The organism is Streptomyces sp. BE303 (genome assembly GCF_036290945.1).
GTDB lineage: Bacteria > Actinomycetota > Actinomycetes > Streptomycetales > Streptomycetaceae > Kitasatospora.
In genome coordinates this window covers 56,026-76,921 of the sequence record NZ_JAQYWZ010000343.1, presented here as the reverse complement: position 1 = coordinate 76,921, position 20,896 = coordinate 56,026, and the positions used below count along the sequence as shown (strand labels likewise).

Below are 20,896 nucleotides of genomic sequence, written 5' to 3'. Positions count from 1 at the left end.
TCTACCAGGTCCTCGACCAACTCCAGGACCTGCTGAGCTGCTGGACCGGTGTCTGCCACACCTGTCAACGCCCGCTTCCCACACGGAAGTCCACAAGCCGAACACGACAGCCCACCCCAACCTAACGAAGTACTACTAGTGGCTGGCCCCGGATCGGGTGACCCAGTAGGCCAGGGTGTCGTTCGGGCGGCGTCCGGGTCCTGGCACCGGATGGTCTCCCTCTGCTCGGTGGCGCGGCGTGCCGTGCAGGTCAGGGTCAATAGCGTACGCGGCAAGGCGTCAACCTCGGCCCGTTGAACGGGTGTTCGCAGCAAAACGCAGCACGGCGCAGCGGCTGGTGCGGTGCCAGTACGCACGGGAGTGCAGCAGCCGCGCACCTGTCTTCGCAGCGGCCGGGTGCGGTGTGGTGGTGTCCAGCCGGCACCGGGCCGGGCAGTACGAGACGCCTTGGGAGATCACGATGGACAACGTGATGGAGAACGAGGTCTTCGACCCGAAGTTCGGCGAGCACGAGGCCGACGAGCTGACCAACGGCCGCCAGCGGTCGAACGACAGCGACAAGGACAACTACTTCGAGTAACGGCCCGCTTGGGCGGGCGCCGAGCGCGGCGTGTCCCCCAGGGTGAGCACTGAGGGGGTCCGGTACGGCTGCGAGCCGTACCGGACCCCCGGTTCGTGGACCGGTCGGCGAGAAGAAGGGGACGTGATGGTCGAGTGGGTCGAGAGCGGGCAACCGGGCCCGTCCGACGTGGCGGAGTTCGGCGGCGGTGTCACGGTGCGCGAGGTCCGGGACGGGCGGGGACGGCTCGCGGTCGCGGGCGACTGCGGCGCGGACCGTGCACAGCTGCTCGCCGGGCTGGACGCGGTCGCGGCGGGACGCTGGTCGGAGCTGACGGACTGGTCGGGCTCGTACTGGGTGGTCGCGGAGCAGGCCGCCGGGCGCAGGTTCGTGTGCGGAGACCTGGCCGGTGTGCGGGGGCTCTGGCACGCCCGAGAGCGGGAAGTTGGACGGGTGTGGGCGAGCGATCCCGCACGCCTGGCCGCCCGGGTCGGCGCGTCGGTGGACCTGGAGGTGCTGACCGCGCACCTGGCGGTCGGCGGGCAGCACTGGCCGACCCGCAGCCTGTGGGCCGGGGTGCAGCGTGTCCCCGGTGGGTGGGGGCTGCTTGTCGAGGGCAACCGTACGTGCTTGGTCGACGTGCGGGAGGTGCGACCCGTGGAGGACCTGATGGCCGGGGCCGAGCGGCTGGGTGAGGCGCTGCGGGTCGCGGTGCAGCGGCGGGTGCGGGCGGCGGGTGGGCCGGTGGGGGCGGATCTGTCCGGCGGCCTGGACTCGGCGGCGGCGGTTCTGCTGGCCGCCGCCGTGGGGCAGGTGCACGCGGTGACCTACACCGACGCGTTCACCAGCGCGGAGGACGCCTTGTACGCGCTCCGGGTGGCCGAACACGCCGGGATCGAGCACAGCATCGCCTCGGGCGGGGCTGGTGAGTTGCCGTTCGGGCTGCTCGGCGCCGCGGCGACAACCGAACCGGCCGCTGCGGTGGTGAACGTCGGGATGGACCGCTGCTACCTGGAGCCCGTGGCGGGTCTGCCGGTGCACCTGACCGGGCACGGCGGTGATGTGGTGCTGGACTCCTCGGCGGCGTGCTGGGTCGGGCAGGTCCAGCGCGGCGAGGCGGGCCAGGCGCGGCGGGCCGCGCAGGACTTCGCGCGGCTGCGCAACGTCGCGCCGGGTCCCTACTGGCGTTCGCTCAAGCGGGCCGCCGCGCTCACGCCGTCCGCTGCCGCCGGGGCGGTCGCCCGGCAGTTGCGCTCGGGAGGGACCATGCCGTCGCCTGCCGGGTGGGCGTGGTGCCGGCCGGGGCCGGGGGCCGGGTGGTTGTCCGCCCCGGGGCGCCTGGCGGTCGCCCGGCTGCTGGACGGCCCCGGGAGCGAGCCGCTGCACGGCAGCTTCGCAGACGAGGTGGACCAGTGGGCGGCACTGCGAGCGGTCGGGGACGACGCGCGCGCCGCGATCCCGCTGTACGAGGCGATGGGCATCCGCCCCGCCCACCCGTTCCTGGACAACCAGGTGGTGCGCGCCGCGTTCGCCATCCCCGCGCCCGCCCGCCGGGGCACCTACACCTACAAGCCGGTGCTGGCCGCCGCGGTGCCGCTGCCGGACTGGCTGATCGGGCGCCGCTCGAAGGGCTCGTTCACGGCGCAGCGTATCCAGGGCCTGGCCCGCCACCGGCGTGCCCTGGACGAGCTGGTCACCGCGAGCGCCCTGATCACACAAGGCCTGGTTGACGTTCAAGCGGTTCGTGAGGCGCTGGCCGATGCTGCGGCGGGCCGATCGGCCGCGCCGATCGCGGACCTCCACCACCTGGTGGCGGCCTGTCGCTGGCTGGACAGCTCGGTGTCCGCCCCGGCTTCCCTGGGGGCGGCGTGCTGACCGTCGCTCCCGGTGTCCACCACGCCCACGTCGGCGGCCAAACCGCGATCCTGAACGTGGGGACCGGCCGGTGGGTGATGCTCGACCCGGCCGCCTCCCGAATCTGGCAGGCGATCGTGCTGCGAGGAGGAGTCGAAGGACTCGCCGAGGAGATCGCCATCCCCAGCGGCGCGGACACCGCCGCCGTCCACCGGGCCATCGGCGCGGCCGTCAACGGCATGGTCGACCGTGGTCTTCTCACCGACCCCGGTGCGCTGCGGGTCCGGCGGCCGTGGCGGCGGAAGGGCGGTGGGCGATGACCGTGATGACACCGACCGCCCGGCCCACCGTCCGTCCAGGCCTGCGGCTGGCCGCCGCCGGCGCCCTCGTCCTGTCGCTGGTCCTGCACCGGTTGCCGCTGCGCCACCGCGTGGCCGTGCTGCGCCCGCTCGGCCGGGACCGGTACGCCAGTCCGGCCGCGCTGGCCGAACGCCACGAAGCGGTCCTCGCGGTCGTTCCCCGGTGGTGGCCAGGACGGATCGCGTGCACGGAGGTCGCGGTGGCCACCGTGCTGGCGTGCGCCCTGTCCGGCCGCCGGGCCGATCTCGTCTACGGCGCGCGGTTCCTGCCCGACGCCGCGCACGCCTGGGTGGAAGTGCCCGGTGCGGCGGCGGGCAGGGACACCGGTGACGCCGGTGACCGGCCGTGGACTCCCGTCGCCCACTTCCCCGAAAGAGTGAATCCTGCATAGCAGAGTTGACGCCATAATGCGTTGAACTCGGCTTATCTCGGGCCGGGTTGGGGAATGCGGTTGCCCGCCCGTCGGGGTGTGGGCCCTGATGGTCGAGTGACCGCTCCCGCTCTCCCCCTGGCCCCTGCCGGCGAGGTTCCGCACCTGGTGCTGGAGGCCGACCGCCACGACAGCGCCGCGCACACCGTCAGCGCCGCCGGCATCCTGCGCCGCCTCCCGGCCGCGCTGCGCCAGGCGCTCGCGCTGGGCTGGCGTACGGACCGGCCCGCCGTCCTGCTGCTCCTGACCGCGCAGGCGGTGACGGCCGTGCTGACCGTCACCGCTCTGGCGAGCACCACCCGCTTGCTGGCCGCCCTGTTCACCGCCGACGGCCTCTCCGGTGCGCTGGCCGCGAACGCCCGGCCGCTACTGCTGCTCGGCGTAGCCGTCGCGGGCCGGTACCTCGCCGAGGCCGCCGCACAGGGAGCAGCAGCCCGCCTCGCCCCACGGGTCGTCCGCGAAGCAGACCTCCTCGTGATCGGTGCCGCTACCCGCGCCGAAGCCATCGCCTACGAGGACCCCGAGTTCGCCACCGCCTACGAGGCCGCCGCCGACGGCACCGAACGCGCCCGCGACCTCATCACCGACGCCCAGCGGATCACCGCCGCCGCAGCCCGCCTGGCCGCCGCAGCCGCGTTCCTCTCCTACCTGCACCCCGCGCTCCTGCCCCTGCTGGCCGCCGCCGCCCTGCCGTGCGCGTGGGGCGCCGCCCGGGCCGCCCGCATCGAGCACGCCGCGCACCACCGCACGCTCGCCGACTCCCGGCTGCGCAGTGTGTTCCGTGGCTACGCCACCGACCGCAACACCGCCGACGAGATCCGCACCGGCTCCATGGCCGACTACCTCACCGAGCAGTACCGCACCGTGTCCGCCCGTCTGGAGGCGCAGCAGCTCGCCGGGGCCCGGCGAGCGATGGTCGCCACCGGGATCGGCGACGCCCTCACTGCGGCGGTGACCGTCCTCGCGTGGCTGGTACTGCTGTGGCTGGCCACCACCGGCCGGACCGACCCAGCCGCCGCCGGCTCCGCCGCCCTCGCCCTGCGGACCGCGTCCGCCGCGACCACCGGGCTGCTCGCCGCCGGAGCAGGGCTGTTCCGCACCTGCCTGTCCCTGGACGACTGGGCCCGGTTCCTGCGGACCGCCGACCACTGGGCGCACCGTCGCGGCCCTGCCCGGATCGCCGCCGCTCCGGACACAATCACCGCGACCGGCCTGCGGTTCACCTACCCCGGCACCGAGCACCCCGCCCTCGACGGCATCGACCTCACCTTGCGGCGCGGGGAGATGGTCGCTCTGATCGGTGAGAACGGCTCGGGGAAGACCACCCTCGCCAAGCTGTTGACCGGCCTGTACCTGCCGACCGAAGGCACGGTCTCATGGGACGGCCAGGACCTCGCGGGCTCCGACCCGGGCAGCGTGTTCCAGCAGGTGTCCGTCGTCCCGCAGGACTACACCAGGTGGCCGCTCGCGGCCCGCGAGAACATCACCCTCGGCCACCCCGCACCGGACGCGAAGGTGCTGGCCGCCGCCGAGGCCGCCGGCGCGGACGAGGTCCTGGCCAGACTCCCGCACGGCCTGGACACCTCGCTCGCCCGTTCCTGGTGGGGTGGCCACGACCTGTCCGGCGGCCAGTGGCAGCGCGTCGCGGTCGCCCGCGGCTTCCTGCGCGACGCGCCGGTCCTGGTGATGGACGAGCCGTGCGCCGCGATGGACGCCCGCGCCGAGCACCGGGTGCTGACCCGCCTCAAGGCGCTCGCCGTAGGCCGGACCGCCCTGTTCGTCACCCACCGCCTGGCGACCGCCCGCCTCGCGGACCGGATCATCGTGCTCCAGCACGGCCGCGTGGTGCAGATCGGGACGTGGGACGACCTGTCGACAGCACCGGGGCTCTTCCACGACCTGCTGAAACTCCAAGAAGACCGCTGACCGGCCTGGGGCAGCGTCCGAGCCCGGGGACACCTGTCACTGCAGGCCCATGTGCGGGTGCGGCGGGACCTGCATGCCTGGCTCGTCCGCGATGTCGTCCGGCCCGTAGTGGTCGACGAAGCACCACGCACCGACCATCCGGCGCCCGAGGCTGGGCAGCAGCCGGCGCACCACGGTGCTCTCGCCCAGTTGGACGCTGCGGGCGGGCAGGAGTTCCTTCACCGGGCCGGTGCCGGCCTCACCGCCGCAGCTGGTCGGGGCGGGCCTGAGGTCGAGGTTGCTCACGTCGGGTCCACCACCGTCGGGGAAGGGTGGGCCGGGGAGGCCGGACGAGGGGTCGTCCGGTCGGCCGTCCGGCCCGGTCTCGGGGTCGTCGGGAACGATCCTCCACCAGGGCCGGGTGATCCTCCACCCGGGCGGTCCGGGCGGCGTGAGCGACCCGTCAGCCGGCGGGGCGGTTCGTCAGGGCGTGCCCGACGAAGGAGACCACGTCGGGGAGTATGCGGCGCCAGTACGCGGCGTCGTGCGCCCCCGTGGTGAAGCGCGCCTGGACGGTGTCGCCGACCAGCTTGCGGGCGGCGTCGCAGAACGGGTCCTCGGTGCCGCACCAGACGCCGATCGGACGGCCGTGCGGCTGCTCCTGGTGGAGCAGCGGCTCGTGCTCGCGCCAGTCGGCCTCGTCCTTGAAGACTCCGACGGCCCGGGCGTCGCTCCAGGTGCGGAACAGCGCGGGGCTGAGCGCGGCCACCGGGCCGAAGCCCGTGCCCCGGTTGCGGGCGTAGCGCAGCGAGCCGAAGCCGCCCATCGAGATGCCCATCGCGGCGCCGGGGACGCGCAGCCCGCGGGCGGCGAGCCATCCGGGGAGCTCGTCGAGGAGCATCCGCTGCGGGTCGTCGCCGGACGGCGTGCGCCGCCAGTACGTCGCGTCGCCGCCGTCGAGGGCGACCACGGCGAACGGGGGGACGCCGGCCGCGATGGCGGCGACCAGGATCTGCGGCAGGCCGAGCTCGGTCCACGCCTGGGCGGTGGCGCCGCGCCCGTGCAGGGCGATGCAGACCGGCAGCTCGGCGGCGGGCGGGACGGTGGGGCCCTGCGGCACGATCGTGATCATCTTCACGGTGGCGCCGTTCCGGGCCGCCGAGCGCTGCTCCTCGTTGCGGAGCGAGGGGACGACCGCCGGGACCGCCGGCGCCGAGGGCGTGCCGGGCCGGCCGGAGGCGGCTGCGGACGTCGGTCCGGCTCCGGCGCCGGGCGAGCCCGAGGGTCCCGGGGCGCCGGTCGGGCCCGCTTCGGATACCGGGTCGGGCTCGCCGCCGGAGAACGCCAGGGTCGCACCGGTACCGACGACGGCGAGGCCACCGAGCCCCAGTCCGGCCCTCAGCAATCCGCGCCTCCCGAGCGTCCGGGTGCTGCCCGGCAGCCCCGGGCCGCCCGACGCCTCGAACCCGGTCGCCGACCCCGGCGCACCCGCCGGCGGGTCTCCGGCTCCCGGGGGCGGTGCGTCGGCGCCGACGGTGGGCGGCGAGGACGGCGGCGGCGGTACGGCGGCCCTGGCGCTCGTTCCGGTTCGTCCACTCCCCTGGTGGTCCAGGTCCACGATTCTCCCCTCCGACAGTCAGCCAGCACTGTACGTCGAGCGGCCGCGCCCATTCGCACCGAACCGGTCGCAAGCCGTCGAGAGGCGGAGGAGAAGTGGTGGAGAACGGTCGGAACCCGGCAGGTCGGGCCCCGGCCGGACGGCGGAGCGACGGAGGGCAGAGCGCCGGACCGCCGGGCACCGGACGGCTCGGCACCCGGCGCCCGGGCACCGTCGGGCGCCCCGCTCAGCGACCGCGCAACGACAGGTCAGCGACCGCCCAGCACCCGCTCAGTGCCCGCAGGCCCACCAGGCGTCCGCCGTCGCCCCGTCCGCCAGCGCCCGCAGCTTGGCGACCGCCCCCGCCGGGTCCTCCGCGCCGTACACCGCCGAGCCGGCCACGAAGACGTCCGCGCCGGCCTCGGCGCAGCGCTCGATGGTGCTCGCGGCCACGCCGCCGTCCACCTGGAGCCACAGCTCCAGCCCGTGCTTGGCGATCAGCTCCCGGGTGCGGCGGATCTTGGGCAGCATGATGTCCAGGAACGCCTGACCGCCGAAGCCCGGCTCGACGGTCATGATCAGCAGCATGTCCAGCTCGGGCAGCAGGTCCTCGTACGGCTCGATCGGCGTGCCCGGCTTGAGCGCCATCGAGGCGCGGGCGCCCTTGGCCCGGATCTCGCGGGCGAGCCGGATCGGCGCGGCGGCGGCCTCGACGTGGAAGGTGACCGAACCGGCGCCGGCCTCGACGTACTGCGGGGCCCAGCGGTCCGGGTCCTCGATCATCAGGTGGCAGTCGAGCGGGATGTCGGTGGCCCGGGCGAGCGACTCGACGATCGGCACGCCCAGCGTCAGGTTGGGCACGAAGTGGTTGTCCATCACGTCGACGTGCAGCCAGTCCGAGCCCCTGACGGCCTCGGCCTCCTCGGCGAGCCGGGCGAAGTCCGCTGACAGGATGCTGGGGTTGATCTGCGCCATGGGGGCTGGTACCTACCTCTTCTTGCCTTCGTGCGAGGGCCTTCGTGCGAGGGTCGTCCTGCGAGGGTTCGGGCACCCGGACCGGGCGCCTCGCCCCATCATCTCGCGCTCCGTCGCAGGGGCGTCACCAACGAGACCTCCCCGTGACCCTCATCACACCCCCGAGGGGGTTATCGTGACCGCCGCCGTGGTCATCAGCCTTGTACGACAACCCCCGTACGGTGCGACACCTGCACCGGTACCACCCCGCCGCGTCCCCGCCGACCCCTCCGTGTACCACCTGCTCCACCCCGCACCGCCCGGTAGCGCCAGAACCACCGGTCACGCCGGCACCACCAGTACCGCCCGCACCTCCCTGTACCTCCCCGTTTCCCCCGCGCTCCCTGCGCGCCCTCCGAGGAAGGTCTTCCGTTGGCCGATCTGGTCCACCCCGCCCGTGCCCTCTGGTGGCTCTTCGAGCCCGTACACGCCGTCACCTACTTCACGCCGGAGGGCCGCGCCGCGTTCGAGGCGGCCGGGCTCCACGGCGTCGCGCGCGGCTACTTCGGCGGCCGCGCCGCCCCGCTGGGCGAGGTCGACGCGCCGCCGGTGATCGCCGCGTTCTTCAACTTCGCACCCGCGCCGATCGAGCGCGCCCTCCCCGCGATCTGGAAGCTGGCCGACCCGGACACCGCCCTCGCCGCCCGCGCCGAGGGCGCCTCGGCGGCCCTGACCCGGCTGCTGGAGCACGTGAAGCCGGCCCAGGTGGAGCTGGTGGCCGACCTGCTGGAGACCGCCGTCTCCCGGCTCGACTGCGCCGGGCGCGTCCTGGCCGCCGCCAACGCCGCCCTCCCCCGCCCGGCCGGTCTGTACGGGCGGCTCTGGCAGGCGGCCACGGTGATGCGCGAGCACCGGGGCGACGGGCACGTCGCCGCGCTGGTCTCCGCCGGACTGGACGGCTGCGAGGCCCTGGTGGTGCGCTGCGCCCTGGACGTACGGCGCGAGGTGCTCCAGCCGCTGCGCGGCTGGACGGACGAGGAGTGGGACGCGGCCTCCGCCCGGCTGATCGAACGGGGCTGGATCACCGAACGCGGCACCATCACCGAGTGCGGCCGGATCCGGCACCAGGCGCTGGAGGCGGCCACCGACCTGGCCGCCGCCCGGGTGTGGGAGAACAACCCGCGCGCCGAACTCGACCGGCTCGTCGCGGCGCTCAAGCCGATCTCGACGCTCTGTCGCACCGCACTGCCCCCGATCAACCCGATCGGGCTCCCGGCCGCCACCGCCTGACCCCCGGGTCCGTCCGGTGGGCGCCGCGGCGGCCACCGGACGGACTGCCGCTACCGCGGGGTTCCGTCGCCCGGAGCCGCCTTCTCCGCCGGGCCGGCCCCCACAGGCGCCTCCGCCACCGGGCTCGCCACCATCGACGCCCCCGAACCCGCCGGGGCCGACGCCACCACAGGCGTCTCCGCCACCGGGCAGCCCGCCGCCGGTTCAGCCGCCGGTTCCGCCCCCGCCGCGCCCCCGGGCGCCGTCCGCGCCCCCTCGGGCGCCGACCGGAAGGCGAACCTGTCCTTGGCCCGTCGACCCCGGTTCTCCAGCGGCAGCACCCCGGTGGCGCCCGCCAGCCCGAAGGGCGGCATGTCGAAGTAGATCGACTCGTACGACCCCTCCGGCACGACGTACGTCTCGTGCCAGAGCCCGACGTGCCCCCGCACCCGGCCCGCCTTCAGCTTGCGGTTGACGATCCCCCAGGCCCGGTGGTGGAAGGCGTCCGGCGCGGCCGCGTACCGGTACAGGCTCTCCTTCGACTCCCAGTACTGGACGACGTAGTACGTGCGCGGCGAGGCGGTCAGCAGGATGCGGCCGCGCAGCCCGCGGCCCGGGTCCCCGGCGAGTTCGTAGAGCATCCGGAACATCGCCAGCATCACGGGGCCCCAGTGGTGGACGGCCCAGAACCGGTTGATCCGCATGCCGATGAGGAGGACCACGGTGTCCCCGGTCGCAGCGGAGGTGGTGTAGCCCGGCCTCGGTTTCGCGAACACGTCTGCCCCCGGTTCCCCGCGCCGTCGGCGCAGTCGTCGGCCCTCATGTGAGCAGTGATTACATCAGCGCGCACCAGCCCGGTCAACCCTCTGCGCAAGCACAACAACCCTGCGTTCAGGGCAGGTTGGCGACGCCCCGGCCGAAGGTGTCCAGCACCTGCGCGGCCAGCTCCTCGGCCTTCTCCGCCGGCAGGTACCCGTCCGCGATCATCTGCGCCAGCCCGTAGACCAGCGCCTGCCCCGCCAGCCCCACCAGGGCCGGATCACCCGGCCGCAGCCGCCCGGCCTCCTGGTCCGCGACGATGACCTCGGTGTACGCCTGGTCGATCCCGGACAGCCGCTCCCGCAGCTCCGGGTGCCTGGACGCCGCGAACACCCGCGACCGCACCAGCTCGAACCGGTGCGGGTACCGGATCGCGTACCGGACGAAGCCCAGCCCGACCGCCCGCAGCGCCGCCCCCTCGCTGCCCTCCACCTCCGCCCACTGCCACCGTTCGAAGTCCGCCAGTACCCGGTCCGCGACCGCCGTCAACAGCGCCTGCCGGTCCGCGAAGTGACGGAACGGCGCCCCCGCCGAAACCCCGGCCCGGCGCGCCACCTCCCGCATGCTGATCTTGTCCTGCCCCTGCTCGTCCAGCAGGTCGAACGCCACCCCGACCAGCGTCTCGGGCAGCGCCCCGTGGTGGTAAGTCCCCCGCCCCGCGGGCCTCTCCGTCATGTCCGCAGTGCTACCAGCTACCCACCAGGAGGTCCAACCGGCCACCGGAGACGGAGCGGACACCGCTCAGCGCCGGAACTGGCGCCGGTAGGTCGAGGGGCTGACGCTCATCGTCTCCCGGAAGTGGTGGCGGAAGCCCGCGACGGTCAGGCCCACACGACCGGCCACCGCGTCGATAGGCCGGTCCGTGGACTCCAGCAGCTCCGCGCCGGCCCGGACCCGCTGCCGGGTGATCCAGCGCCCCGGGGGCAGACCGGCCACGGCGGCGAAACGCCGTTCGAACTGCCGTACCGACAGGTGCGCGACACCGGCCAGTTCACCGGCGGTGAGACGCCGGTGGAGGTTGTCCAGCACGTACCGCATGGCGCTGCCGATCGGGTCGTCGGACGGCGCCGGACTCACCGGACGCTCCGCGAACTGCGCCTGCCCGCCCTCGCGGTGCGAGGCCACGACCATGCGGCGGGCGACGCGTGCGGCGATGTCGGGGCCGTGGTCCCTGCGGACGAGGTGGAGACAGGCGTCGATGCCCGCGGCGGTGCCGGCGGCGGTGACCACCGATCCGTTGTCGATGTAGAGCACCGACGCGTCGACCGTCACCTCCGGATGGCGTTCCTGGAGCAGGGCGGCGTGCCGCCAGTGCGTGGTCGCCGTGCCGCCGTCCAGCAGGCCCGCGGCGGCCAGGGCGAACGCGCCGCCGCAGATGGAGACCATTCGCGCGCCGCGCGCGTGCGCGTCCCGCAGCGCCTTCAGGACCACCGGGGAGACGTCGCGCCGCACGTCCGGGACCCCGGGGACGATGACGGTGTCGGCGTGGCGGAGGCGGTCCAGGCCGTGGTGCACCACGATGTCGAAGCCGCCCACGACGCGGTGCGGCCCGGGCACCTCGGCGCAGACCTCGAACCGGTACCACCGGTCCACGTCCAGCTCCGGCCTGGAGACCGCGAACACCTCGGCGACCGTGGCGAGCTCGAACGGTGCCATCCCGTCGAAGGCGAGGCAGGCGATCCGGTGGTGGCGCACGACGGGATCCTAGCGGTGCGTGCCGTTTCCGGCACTCGTCGGGTGCCTCCACGAGGTCCGAGCCTTGGGGCATGCAACCTGACGCCCCTGCTCCCCTCACCTTCGGCATGCTCGTGTTCGACGAGGTCGAGGTCCTCGACGCGGGAGGCCCCTTCGAGGTCTTCAGCACCGCCGGCCGGCTGGCCCGGACGGCCGACGACGAACCGCTGCTGCGCGTGGTGACGGTCGCGGCGGCCGACCGCCGGGTCCGCGCCCGCGGCGGGCTGACGATCGTGGCGGACCACACCCTCCGGGACGATCCGCCCTTCGACGTCCTGGTGATCCCCGGCGGCGTCACCACGGCCGTCGAGGCGGACCCGGACGTCGTCGACTGGCTGGACCGGCGCCGGCGGACGTCGGCGCTGACGTTCAGCATCTGCACCGGGGCCTTCCTGCTGGCCGCCACCGGGGCGCTGGACGGCCGACCGGCCGCGACCCACTGGGAGGACCAGGAGGAGCTGGCCCGCCGCCGGCCGCGCATCGACGTGCGCACCGACGAACGGTGGGTCGACGACGGCGACATCGTCACCTCCGCGGGGATCAGCGCGGGCATCGACGCCGCCCTGCACATCGTGGGCCGGCTCTTCGGCCGGCAGCTCGCCCTTCGGACCGCCCGCCAGATGGAATACACCTGGCGGACCGACCACGCGTCCGAGGTCCGCACCTGAGGCACCCGCGCCGAGCCACGGCGCACCGGCCGTACGGCCGGCCCTCCTGGGCGCGACCGGGCCACCCCGCGGGCACCTGCGGCCTGCGGGGTGGCACCGTGCGGTCCGCTGCGCGCGCCCGAACGGCCGACGACTCACGGCAGCCGGGCGCAGCCGACGGACGCATCCGACGGGCCTACCAGGCGTAGTCCTCCGGGGCCGGCTTGTGGCCGGGGAAGAGGTCGTCGAGCCGGGCGAGGAGGTCGTCGTCGAGCTTGACGTCGAGGGCGTGGACGGCGGCGTCGAGGTGGGTCAGGGTCCGGGGGCCGACGATGGGGGCGGTGACGGCGGGGCGGCTGAGGAGCCAGGCGAGGGCGAGGTCGGCGGGGTGCTCCCCGATCTCGTCCGCGAGGTCCTCGTAGGCCTGGATGCGGTCGCGGTTGGCGTCGAGGATCTCGCCGGCGTGCTGGAGGGCGCCGCGGACCAGGCCGCCCTCGCGCTCCTTGCGCAGGGCACCGCTGAGGACGCCGCTGCGGAGCGGGGACCAGGGGAGGAGCCCGAGGCCGTAGTGCTGGAGGGCGGGGACGACCTCCAGCTCGATGGTGCGGTCGAGCAGGTTGTAGAGGGACTGCTCGCTGACCAGGCCGAGGAAGTGCCGGGCGCGGGCGGCCTCCTGGGCCTGGGCAATGTGCCAGCCGCCGAAGTTGCTGGAACCGACGTAGATGATCTTGCCCTGGGCGACCAGGACCTCCATCGCCTGCCAGATCTCCTCCCACGGGGTGTCCCGGTCGATGTGGTGCATCTGGAAGAGGTCGATGTGGTCCGTGTTGAGCCGGCGCAGGCTGGCCTCGACGGCGCGGCGGATCGCCAGGGCGGAGAGTCTGCCCTCGTTCGGCCAGTCACCCATCGGGGCATAGGCCTTGGTGGCGAGCACGGTCCGTTCCCGTCGCCCGCCCCCCTGGGCGAACCAGCGACCGATGATCTCCTCGGTGCGGCCCTTGTGGTTGCCTTCGGCGTCACGGCCGTAGCCGTTGGCGGTGTCGAAGAAGTTGATGCCCCGCTCGTGGGCGTTGTCCATGATCAGATGGGCGTCGGGCTCCTCGGTGTGCGGGCCGAAGTTCATGGTGCCCAGGCAGAGTCGCGAGACGGTCAGGCCGGTGCGGCCGAGGTGGGTGTACTCCATGGGGCCCAACCCTCCGACGCACCGGCTGTGGTGTCCAGCACATTTCGTATCGTGACACCCGGGTACCGCAGGTTTCGCACACCCGGTCGATCACCGGCCGTGGGTGGCGAACTTCCTTACGGCGAGCGGACCGCAGAGCGCCAGCAGGGCACCGCACCAGAGCACGGCGGCGAGACCGGCGTGCTGCATCGGCCAGGCGGAGCCCGGCGCGGACGGGTTGCCGAAGAGCTCGCGGCCGGCCTGGACCACCGCGCTCATCGGGTTCCAGTCGGCGACGGTCCGCAGCCAGCCGGGCATCCCGCCGGTCGGCACGAAGGCGTTGGTCACCATCGCCAACGGGAAGACCGCGATCGCGAGTTGTCCGGCCGCCTCCTCCTTCCCCACGGCCAGGCCGAGCAGCTGGCCGAGCCAGGTCATCGTGAAGCGGAAGAGCAGCAGCAGCCCGAACGCCGTTGCGGCGTCGGCCGGTCCGCCGCGCATCCGCCAGCCGACGGCGAGTCCGACGGCGGCCAGGAGCGCGAGGACGAGCGCGCTGATCAGCAGGTCGGCGAGGGCTTGGCCGAGCAGCAGGCCGGTGCGCGAGACCGGCATCGAGCGGAGCCGGTCGGTCACGCCGCGGCCGACGTCACGGGCGGCGCCGATCATGGTGGGCATGATGCCGTTGACCGCCACCAGGGCGAACAGGCCGGGCATCAGGAACTCCCGGTAGCTCCCGGCGCCGGCGCCACTGCCGCCGACGCCGCCGGACGAGGAGTCCGGGAGCCGGACGGCACTGCCGAACACGTAGCCGAACACCACCACCATGACCACCGGAACGGCGAGCGAGACGGCCAGCAGCCCGGGCGAGTGGCGGTAGTTGAGCAGGACGCGGAGCATCGACGACCAGGTGTCGGACACCAGCCGGACCGCGGCGGGCGGGATCACCGACGCGGGTGCGGCGGGCCGGGCGGGCGGCGTCGTCGCGGCGGCCATCAGGCGGCCCTCCCCTCGGTCCCGGCGGCGCCCTCGACCGCCGCTCCGGAGGCACCGGCGGCGCCTCCGGAGCCCCCGGTGAGCGCGAGGAACACGTCGTCGAGCGACGGCGGGCGCAGCGCGACGTCCAGCGCCACCACCCCCGCCGCGTCCAGCTCCCGTACGAGCCCGGGCAGCAGCACCTCCACACCCGGCCGCGAGACGGCCTCGACCGTCCGTTCGACGTGGTCGACCCGCACGTCCCCCGTCCCGGCGAGCGCCGCCAGGACCACGGCGGCCCGGCCGAGCCGGTCGGGGTCGGCGAGGGTGACCGAGATCCTGCTGCCGATCGCCGCCTTGAGCCGCCGGGGCGGCCCGGTGGCGATGGCGGCGCCGTAGTCGACGACCACGACGGTGTCGGCGAGCCGGTCGGCCTCCTCCAGGTACTGGGTGGTGAGCAGCACGGTGGTCCCGCCGTCCGCCAACTCCCGCACGAAGGACCAGATCTGCTGCCGGCTGCGCGGATCGAGGCCGGTGGTGGGTTCGTCGAGGAAGAGCAGGGGCGGCGCCGTGACCAGGCTGGCGACGAGGTCGAGCCGGCGCCGCATGCCGCCGGAGTAGGTGCGGACGAGCCGGTCGGCGGCCCCGGTGAGGCCGAAGTCGTCGAGCAGCCGGTCGGCGCGGGCCCGGGCGGCGCGGGCGCCGAGGTGGTGCAGCCGGCCGAGGAGGCGCAGGTTGTCGCGGCCGGTGATGCCCTCGTCGACGGCCGCGTGCTGGCCGGCCAGGCCGATGCTGCGGCGGACGGCCTCGGGCTCGCGGACCACGTCGTGGCCGGCGACGAGGGCGGCGCCCCGGTCCGGGGCGACGAGGGTGGCGAGGACGCGGACGGCGGTGGTCTTGCCGGCGCCGTTGGGGCCGAGCAGGCCGCAGACCGTGCCCGCGGGGACGACCAGGTCGAGGCCGCGCAGGGCGCGGGTGGCGCCGAACCGTTTCTCGACGCCGATCATCTCGACGGCGGTGGTGGACCGACTGGTGTCGGACATGGCTCTTCCCTCTCACTAGGTACAGCGTACGCAGAAGCGAGCGTGAGCGCATCGTACTACGTACGCCGTACGTATCTAAAATGGGGAACCGAGGTGATCAATCAGTGCCGACCAGCAATCCGCCGTCCGGACACCGGACCGGCGAACGACCCGCGAGCCGACCCGAAAGCCCCGGCGGCAGAACACCCGCCCCCCTGCCCGCCGAGGCACCCGAGCTGATCTGGCTGCGCCCCGAGCGCACCGGACGCGGCCCCCGGCCCGCCCACAGCCGCGCGTCGATCGCCGCCGCCGCGATCGTCGTCGCGGACGCCGAGGGTCTGGACGCCGTCTCCATGCGCCGGGTGGCCGCCGCGCTCGGAGCGGGCACGATGTCGCTCTACAACTACGTGCCGAAGAAGGAACACCTGCTGGACCTGATGCTCGACGCCGCCGTCGGCGAGTACGACTACAGCACCCTCACCCCGACCGGCGACTGCCGCGCCGACCTCCACAGGCTCGGGCACGAGCAGCTCGCCGCGCTGCGCCGGCACCCCTGGCTTCCCGCCCTGGTGATCGCCCGCCCGGGCCTGGGCCCGAACGCGCTGCGCTACACCGACCACTTCCTCGCCGTCACCGAGCCCAGCGGCCTGGACGGCGGCACACGCATGGAGGCCCTGGCGCTGCTCAACGGGTTCATCTGCCAGTACGCGCAGTACGAGCGGACGGCGGCGGCCGGCGCCCAGTGGCAGACCGACCTCGTCGGCTACCTCGCCCGCGCCGCCGGGAGCGGCGAATACCCGCACCTGGCCGCCGCGTTCGCCACCACCGGGCCGCCCGCGAGCGACCTGGACGCGACCTTCGACCGGGCGCTGAACCGGGTGATCACGGCCGTCCTCGCACCACCGGAGGAGTAGCCGCGCGCAGCGGCCCGCCCGCACCCTGCCGGGGCGTCAGCTCCGGCAGGGTGCGGGCGGGCAGGGTGCGGGCCGACAGGATGCGGGCCGCGAGCGTACGGCCCGGCCGCGTGCGGGCCGGCAGGGCGTCAGCTCCGGCTGCGGGCGGGCCGCTGACGGCTTCCCGGGACCACCAGCCAGAGCAGCCAGGCACCGGTGCCGAGGATCAGCATGTTGACGGCGATCTGCCACGGGAGGGAACCGAAACCGGTCTCCCAGTAGCCGAACCAGTACTCCAGCAGCGACCCGGTCAGCCACCAGAGCCCCACGTCGGCGACGACGGCCACCGCCCAGACGGCCATCGGGTGCCAGCGCGGACGCGGGACCGCGTGCACGAGGGCCAGCGCGGCCGTGACGCCGAGGGCGACCGGCACGAAGTCCCGGTCCACCAGGTCCAGGTAGTTCCACGGCAGGGTCGACCCGACGATCCAGATCAGCGCCATGCAGCCGATGAAGCGCACCAGCATCGCCGACGCCGGATGCGGCACCGGACGGTCGGCGGCGGCGGGAGCCGGGGTCGCGGTGGGGGCGGTGGCGGGAACAGGTGTGCCGTGGCCCGGGGCCGGCGCGGAGTAGCCCTCGGCGGGCGCGCCGTAGCCCGGGACGGGCGTCCCGTAGCCCTGGTTCGGGCCGCCGTAGCCACCGGGCACGCCGTGGCCACCGTAACCACCCGGCCCGCCGCCGTGACCACCGCCGGAACCACCCGCACCGCCGCCGTAACCACCCCCGTAGCCACCCCCGTAGCCGCCTCCGTAACCACCGAACGCTCCGGTCGGCGCGCCGACGGCACCGTCGAACGGCTGCGCCGGCGGGCCCGCCGTCACCGCCGGTACGGCGGACGGCTGCGCCGGGACCCACGCCCCGCCCGCCGCCCGGGACTGCCACCCGCCCGCCGGCGCCCCTGACGACGCGCCGGACGACGGCGGCGACGGCGACCCGCCCAGGGCCGTCGGCGTCGGCTCCACCGGCCGGACCGGCCCCGTCACCAGCCCCGCACCGGCCCGTACGACCGACTCCAGCGCGGCGAGCGCCTGCTCCGCCGTCGGCCGCTGCGCCGGGTCCTTGGCGAGCAGCGCGCCCAGCAACGGCGTCAGCCCGCCCGCCCGCAGCGGCGGGCGCGGCTCCTTGGTCACCACGGCCACGCACAGCGCCCCGAACGTGTCCCCGCTGAACGGCGTCTCGCCCTCGACCGCCGCGTACAGCGTCGTGCCGAGCGACCACAGGTCGTTGGCGGGCGCCGGCGGCCTCCCCTCCAACTGCTCGGGGGCCATGTAGGCCGGCGTGCCGATCACCGCGCCGGTACGGGTGAGCGCCGTGGTGGCGTCCGCCATGTGCGCGATGCCGAAGTCGGTGAGGATGACGCGGTCGCCCATCAGCAGGACGTTGTCCGGCTTGAGGTCTCGGTGGACGATGCCGGCCGCGTGGGCCTGCTGGAGCGCCTTGACCATCGCCACGCCGATCAGCGCGACCCGCGACAACGGCAGCGCGCCGTCCCGCGAGATCGCGGCGGCCAGCGAGACACCGGTGACGAACTCCATCACGATCACCGGCGCGCCCTCGTGCTCGACGACGTCGTGCACGGTGATGATCCCGGGGTGGTTGAGCCGCGCGGCGGCCCGCGCCTCGCGCAGCACGCGCTGGACCAGTTGCTCGCGTTCGGCCTCGGTGACGCCCTGCGGGAGCAGCACCTCCTTCACGGCGACGTCACGTCCCAGGGTGGTGTCCCAGCCGCGCCAGACCCGCCCCATGCCGCCCTGGCCGATCAACTCCCGCAGCTGGTAGCGACCCCCGACCAGTGCCCCGTTCACCCCTGTCACGGAGGTCACCCTAGCGGCACCGAAGCTCCTCCCCGGGTCCGCGTCGTCAAATCGTTTCCGCCCGCGACCACTGCCGCGTACGGTGACGTGTCGAGGATCGTGGGCGCGGCCTGCCGGAGGTCGAGCTACCGCACCCGGCCCGGCCTGTGGAGGCCGAGGGTCCGCCGATGCCCGGACCGGCGGCCCGCGGACCTGCATCGTGACGATGAACGGCGTGCTGGTCCTCCCCGGCCGGGGCACCGCTACGGACGACCGGCGCGAACTCTCCTCCGGGGAGGGCTTCCCGGGCTTCGCCATTGGCTCCCGGCGGGCTCCGGGGTGGTGCCGGATTCCAGCAGGGAGGGCACATCGACGTCTCGGCACCGGAGACTTCGTGTGCTGCCCCTCAGCGTGCCCTCTCTATTTGCCTCCTGTGTCAGGCTGGGGACGTGCTCTCCGACTCCGCCACCCCCGACGACTGGCACACCCCGGCCGAGCTGACGCCACTCGACGGCAACGAGGCGTTCCGAGGCATGGATGTCGGTACGGTGCTGGACTTCTGGCGCTACGCGATGCCCGACCTCCGGACCAACACCACCCGGGGCTTGCTCGCCGAATTCCTAGTCCACAGGGCGGTCGGCGCCGTGGCACACACCACGGCGTGGGAGAGCTTCGACGTCCTGACTCCAGACGGGCTCAAGGTCGAGGTCAAGACCAGCGCCTACCTCCAGGCCTGGGGCCAGCCCCGGCTGTCGGAGATTCGCTTCTCCCGGCTGCGCGGGCGCGCCTGGAATCCCGAGGACGGTGGCGCCGCAGAGCAGTCCTACAACGCCGACATCTACGTCTTCGCTCTCCATACCGCTCTCACCCACGCCGACTACGACCCGCTCGACACCGGCCAGTGGGGCTTCTACGTCGTCTCCCGCCCTCTCGTGGAGGCCACCAGACAGGCGAGCCTGGGCCTGGCCTCCGTGCGGCGGCTCTGTGGCGAGCCCGTCGCCTACGAGGAACTCGCGGATCGGATCGCGACCTGTGCCTGCCAACCGCTCCCGTTCACGCCCTGACGCCGCCTGTCCGATCTGCGGGAAGGATCCGGCCCGGAGGTGCGGACCGCTGCCGCCCTGGTCCGGTCCTGCACGCTCGGCTCCTGCACGTGGACGACGGCAGTCCTTCGGACGAGCATCGCGGCAAGGTCCCCGCATCTGCCAGTTCGGCGGGCACGTCTCCCGGCCGGGAAACGTGCCCGCCGGGGGCCTACGTGCCGTCGTGGTCGGGGTCGACCGCGAGGCCGATGACTCCGAGGTAGCCGTCCCCGCTCTCGGTGATCTTGAGCAGCGTGCTCGGCCGGTAGACGCCGTCGCCGTCGCTGAACGTGTCACGACCGGTGCGCGCCGCGAGGAGCGCGCCGCGGCCGATGCTGGTGATGCCGGCCAGTGCCGTCCGGAGCCCCGCCGCTCCTACGGGGTCTCGTCCAGGTGGTCGGCGTAGTACCCGACCGCCCGACGGTACTTCCGTACGCCCGGGTCCGCGCTGGTCTCCCCCGTCACCTGGAGCAGGGTCCGCACCGCCTCCCGCGATTCGCCGACGTTGTACAGCGCCATCGCCAGGAAGGTCCGGAGCGCGGCGTCCCCGGGGAACTCCTCCAGACCGCGGCGGAGCGTCCGAAGCGACGACTCGTAGCGGCCCAGCACCCGGTAGGTGCTGCCGAGCCCCAGCAGTGCCCCGTGACGCTCGCTCTCCGACAGACCCGCGGCGCCCAACGCCCGTTCGTAGCAGGGGACGGCCTCCGCCTCCAGGCCGAGGGCGTCGTGCGCCCATGCCGCCTGGTACGCGATCGCGGCGTCCTCCGGGTAGCGGTCCGACAGGGCGATCAGTTGCTCGCACGCCTGCCGGGTCCCCTCCTCGCGCAGCCGCACCGCCTGTGCCAGGGCCGTCCCGTGCTGTTCGTCGTCCATCCGCCGCACGCTGCCACGGCGCCACCCGGACCGCAACACCTCCGGGCCGGTCCCCCGGCGGATCGCCGGACCGGGGTCCTGGACGGGGCTCCCGACGGGGAGTCCGGGCGGCCCGGCGGCGGCACCGCACCTCGCGGTCAGGTGCGCAGGGCCTCGTCGAGGCGGCGGCGGAGTACGGCCGGGCGGGTACGGCCGGGGGTGCACTCCGGGAACCGGCCCACCAGCTCGCGGACGGCCGGCGGAGCGTGTTCGATCGCCCAACGGATCTCCGCGTCACCGACGTCGGTGACGGCGTCCGTGGTGACGTCGCCCCCGTCGGCCGCCGCGAGTTCGCACGCGAGGGCCGCGTGCGTGGCGGGCTCCAAGGCGTGCTTCACCTGGTGCGGAGTCGCCAGCGGGTGGATGTAGGGGGACGCCGCCGCGTAGCCCGCGGCCCGGGCGGCGGCCGCGGCGGCGGGGTCGTCGACCTCGCGTGCGGCAGCGAGCGCCGCGTGGGCCTGGGCGCGCAGGAGCGCCGTCCGCTTCCCTTCGCGGGCGAAGGTGCGGACGCCCTCGATCGCCTCGCGCGGACGGGTGTCGGCCGGGGCCTTGGCCTCGAACAGCGCCAACGCCCGTTCGGCGCAGTCGGCGGTCCAGAGCCCGAGAAGGCGACGGTCCTCGTCGCTGATGATGACCTCGTTCATCCGTTCATCCTGCCGGTTCCGCCCTCCCGTGTCGCCCGGGTTGTGCGGACGCGGCCGGCCACGCCAGGCTCTCTCCGCTCCGGGGCCCCTCCCTCACCGACCGTGCCGTGTCAGGGTCGGTGAGGGAGGGGCCCCGCAGGGCCCTGTGAGGCCGCGTGAATCCAGCACGAGTCCGCGTGAGACCACGGGCGGAACTGACGGACGGTCACCGAACGTCGACGCGGT

At 74.3% G+C, this 20,896-nt stretch carries 19 protein-coding genes and 2 pseudogenes; 9 read left to right on the top strand and 12 right to left on the bottom strand.

Features of this window, described 5'->3' with window-relative positions:
- The first annotated feature begins 409 nt into the window (after positions 1-409).
- From PUR56_RS05000 to PUR56_RS04980, 5 genes are all read left to right on the top strand, one after another.
- Positions 410-580, top strand: a complete 171-nt coding sequence (locus PUR56_RS05000) for a hypothetical protein (RefSeq protein ID WP_329947997.1) — start codon at positions 410-412, stop codon at positions 578-580.
- A 126-nt stretch (positions 581-706) separates the two neighbouring features.
- Entirely contained in the window at positions 707-2,434 is a 1,728-nt protein-coding gene (locus tag PUR56_RS04995) for an asparagine synthase-related protein (RefSeq protein ID WP_329947999.1), read from the top strand.
- Positions 2,428-2,733 carry a PqqD family protein gene (locus tag PUR56_RS04990; protein WP_329947996.1) on the top strand — a complete coding sequence of 102 codons (306 nt, stop codon included), beginning with the start codon at positions 2,428-2,430 and terminating at the stop codon, positions 2,731-2,733. Before PUR56_RS04995 ends, PUR56_RS04990 begins: the two co-directional genes overlap by 7 nt.
- Positions 2,730-3,164: a lasso peptide biosynthesis B2 protein gene (locus tag PUR56_RS04985; RefSeq protein ID WP_329947995.1), complete on the top strand. Its 435-nt coding sequence runs from the start codon at positions 2,730-2,732 to the stop codon at positions 3,162-3,164. Before PUR56_RS04990 ends, PUR56_RS04985 begins: the two co-directional genes overlap by 4 nt.
- A 96-nt stretch (positions 3,165-3,260) precedes the next feature.
- Positions 3,261-5,129, top strand: coding sequence for an ATP-binding cassette domain-containing protein (locus PUR56_RS04980; RefSeq protein WP_329874488.1), 1,869 nt, complete (start codon positions 3,261-3,263; stop codon positions 5,127-5,129).
- Positions 5,130-5,168: 39 nt separating this feature from the next.
- Here the strand turns inward: PUR56_RS04980 and PUR56_RS04975 are convergent.
- From PUR56_RS04975 to rpe, 3 genes and pseudogenes are all read right to left on the bottom strand, one after another.
- Positions 5,169-5,414, bottom strand: a pseudogene (locus tag PUR56_RS04975) (pirin family protein); the annotation flags it as partial.
- A gap of 157 nt (positions 5,415-5,571) precedes the next feature.
- A complete protein-coding gene (locus tag PUR56_RS04970; RefSeq protein ID WP_329947994.1) occupies positions 5,572-6,513 on the bottom strand; it encodes an alpha/beta hydrolase in 942 nt (313 codons plus the stop codon).
- A 483-nt stretch (positions 6,514-6,996) separates the two neighbouring features.
- Entirely contained in the window at positions 6,997-7,680 is a 684-nt protein-coding gene (gene rpe, locus PUR56_RS04965; RefSeq protein ID WP_329877426.1) for a ribulose-phosphate 3-epimerase, read from the bottom strand.
- A gap of 411 nt (positions 7,681-8,091) precedes the next feature.
- On the opposite strand from rpe, the gene PUR56_RS04960 reads away from it, so the two are divergent.
- Positions 8,092-8,949 (top strand): SCO6745 family protein, encoded by an 858-nt coding sequence (locus PUR56_RS04960; RefSeq protein ID WP_329947993.1) that lies wholly within the window; start codon positions 8,092-8,094, stop codon positions 8,947-8,949.
- Between the two features lie 263 nt (positions 8,950-9,212).
- On the opposite strand, the pseudogene PUR56_RS04955 reads toward PUR56_RS04960, so the two are convergent.
- From PUR56_RS04955 to PUR56_RS04945, 3 genes and pseudogenes are all read right to left on the bottom strand, one after another.
- Positions 9,213-9,704: pseudogene (locus tag PUR56_RS04955) on the bottom strand (DUF4188 domain-containing protein); the annotation flags it as partial.
- A gap of 115 nt (positions 9,705-9,819) precedes the next feature.
- Positions 9,820-10,422 carry a TetR/AcrR family transcriptional regulator gene (locus tag PUR56_RS04950; protein ID WP_329947992.1) on the bottom strand — a complete coding sequence of 201 codons (603 nt, stop codon included), beginning with the start codon at positions 10,420-10,422 and terminating at the stop codon, positions 9,820-9,822.
- 66 nt (positions 10,423-10,488) lie between these two features.
- Positions 10,489-11,442: a helix-turn-helix domain-containing protein gene (locus tag PUR56_RS04945; RefSeq protein WP_329947991.1), complete on the bottom strand. Its 954-nt coding sequence runs from the start codon at positions 11,440-11,442 to the stop codon at positions 10,489-10,491.
- A 71-nt stretch (positions 11,443-11,513) separates the two neighbouring features.
- On the opposite strand from PUR56_RS04945, the gene PUR56_RS04940 reads away from it, so the two are divergent.
- Entirely contained in the window at positions 11,514-12,149 is a 636-nt protein-coding gene (locus PUR56_RS04940) for a DJ-1/PfpI family protein (RefSeq protein WP_329947990.1), read from the top strand.
- 175 nt (positions 12,150-12,324) lie between these two features.
- Here PUR56_RS04940 and PUR56_RS04935 read toward each other — a convergent pair whose 3' ends face one another.
- The 3 genes from PUR56_RS04935 to PUR56_RS04925 all read right to left on the bottom strand — a co-directional run bounded on the left by PUR56_RS04935 (position 12,325) and on the right by PUR56_RS04925 (position 15,305).
- Positions 12,325-13,311 (bottom strand): aldo/keto reductase, encoded by a 987-nt coding sequence (locus PUR56_RS04935; RefSeq protein ID WP_329947989.1) that lies wholly within the window; start codon positions 13,309-13,311, stop codon positions 12,325-12,327.
- A 90-nt stretch (positions 13,312-13,401) separates the two neighbouring features.
- Positions 13,402-14,283: an ABC transporter permease gene (locus PUR56_RS04930; RefSeq protein ID WP_329947988.1), complete on the bottom strand. Its 882-nt coding sequence runs from the start codon at positions 14,281-14,283 to the stop codon at positions 13,402-13,404.
- Positions 14,283-15,305, bottom strand: a complete 1,023-nt coding sequence (locus PUR56_RS04925; RefSeq protein ID WP_329947987.1) for an ATP-binding cassette domain-containing protein — start codon at positions 15,303-15,305, stop codon at positions 14,283-14,285. Before PUR56_RS04925 ends, PUR56_RS04930 begins: the two co-directional genes overlap by 1 nt.
- Before the next feature lie 104 nt (positions 15,306-15,409).
- Between PUR56_RS04925 and PUR56_RS04920 the strand changes: the two genes are divergently transcribed.
- The gene (locus PUR56_RS04920) at positions 15,410-16,198 is read left to right on the top strand and encodes a TetR/AcrR family transcriptional regulator (protein ID WP_329877410.1); all 789 of its coding nucleotides are present in this window, start codon (positions 15,410-15,412) and stop codon (positions 16,196-16,198) included.
- Positions 16,199-16,326: 128 nt separating this feature from the next.
- Here the strand turns inward: PUR56_RS04920 and PUR56_RS04915 are convergent, their stop codons facing one another.
- The gene (locus PUR56_RS04915; RefSeq protein WP_329947986.1) at positions 16,327-18,054 is read right to left on the bottom strand and encodes a serine/threonine-protein kinase; all 1,728 of its coding nucleotides are present in this window, start codon (positions 18,052-18,054) and stop codon (positions 16,327-16,329) included.
- A gap of 428 nt (positions 18,055-18,482) precedes the next feature.
- On the opposite strand from PUR56_RS04915, the gene PUR56_RS04910 reads away from it, so the two are divergent.
- Positions 18,483-19,097 (top strand): hypothetical protein, encoded by a 615-nt coding sequence (locus PUR56_RS04910; protein ID WP_329947985.1) that lies wholly within the window; start codon positions 18,483-18,485, stop codon positions 19,095-19,097.
- Positions 19,098-19,490: 393 nt separating this feature from the next.
- Here PUR56_RS04910 and PUR56_RS04905 read toward each other — a convergent pair whose 3' ends face one another.
- A complete protein-coding gene (locus PUR56_RS04905; protein ID WP_329947984.1) occupies positions 19,491-19,988 on the bottom strand; it encodes a tetratricopeptide repeat protein in 498 nt (165 codons plus the stop codon).
- Between the two features lie 137 nt (positions 19,989-20,125).
- A complete protein-coding gene (locus tag PUR56_RS04900) occupies positions 20,126-20,671 on the bottom strand; it encodes a putative immunity protein (protein ID WP_329947983.1) in 546 nt (181 codons plus the stop codon).
- Positions 20,672-20,896 lie beyond the last annotated feature (225 nt).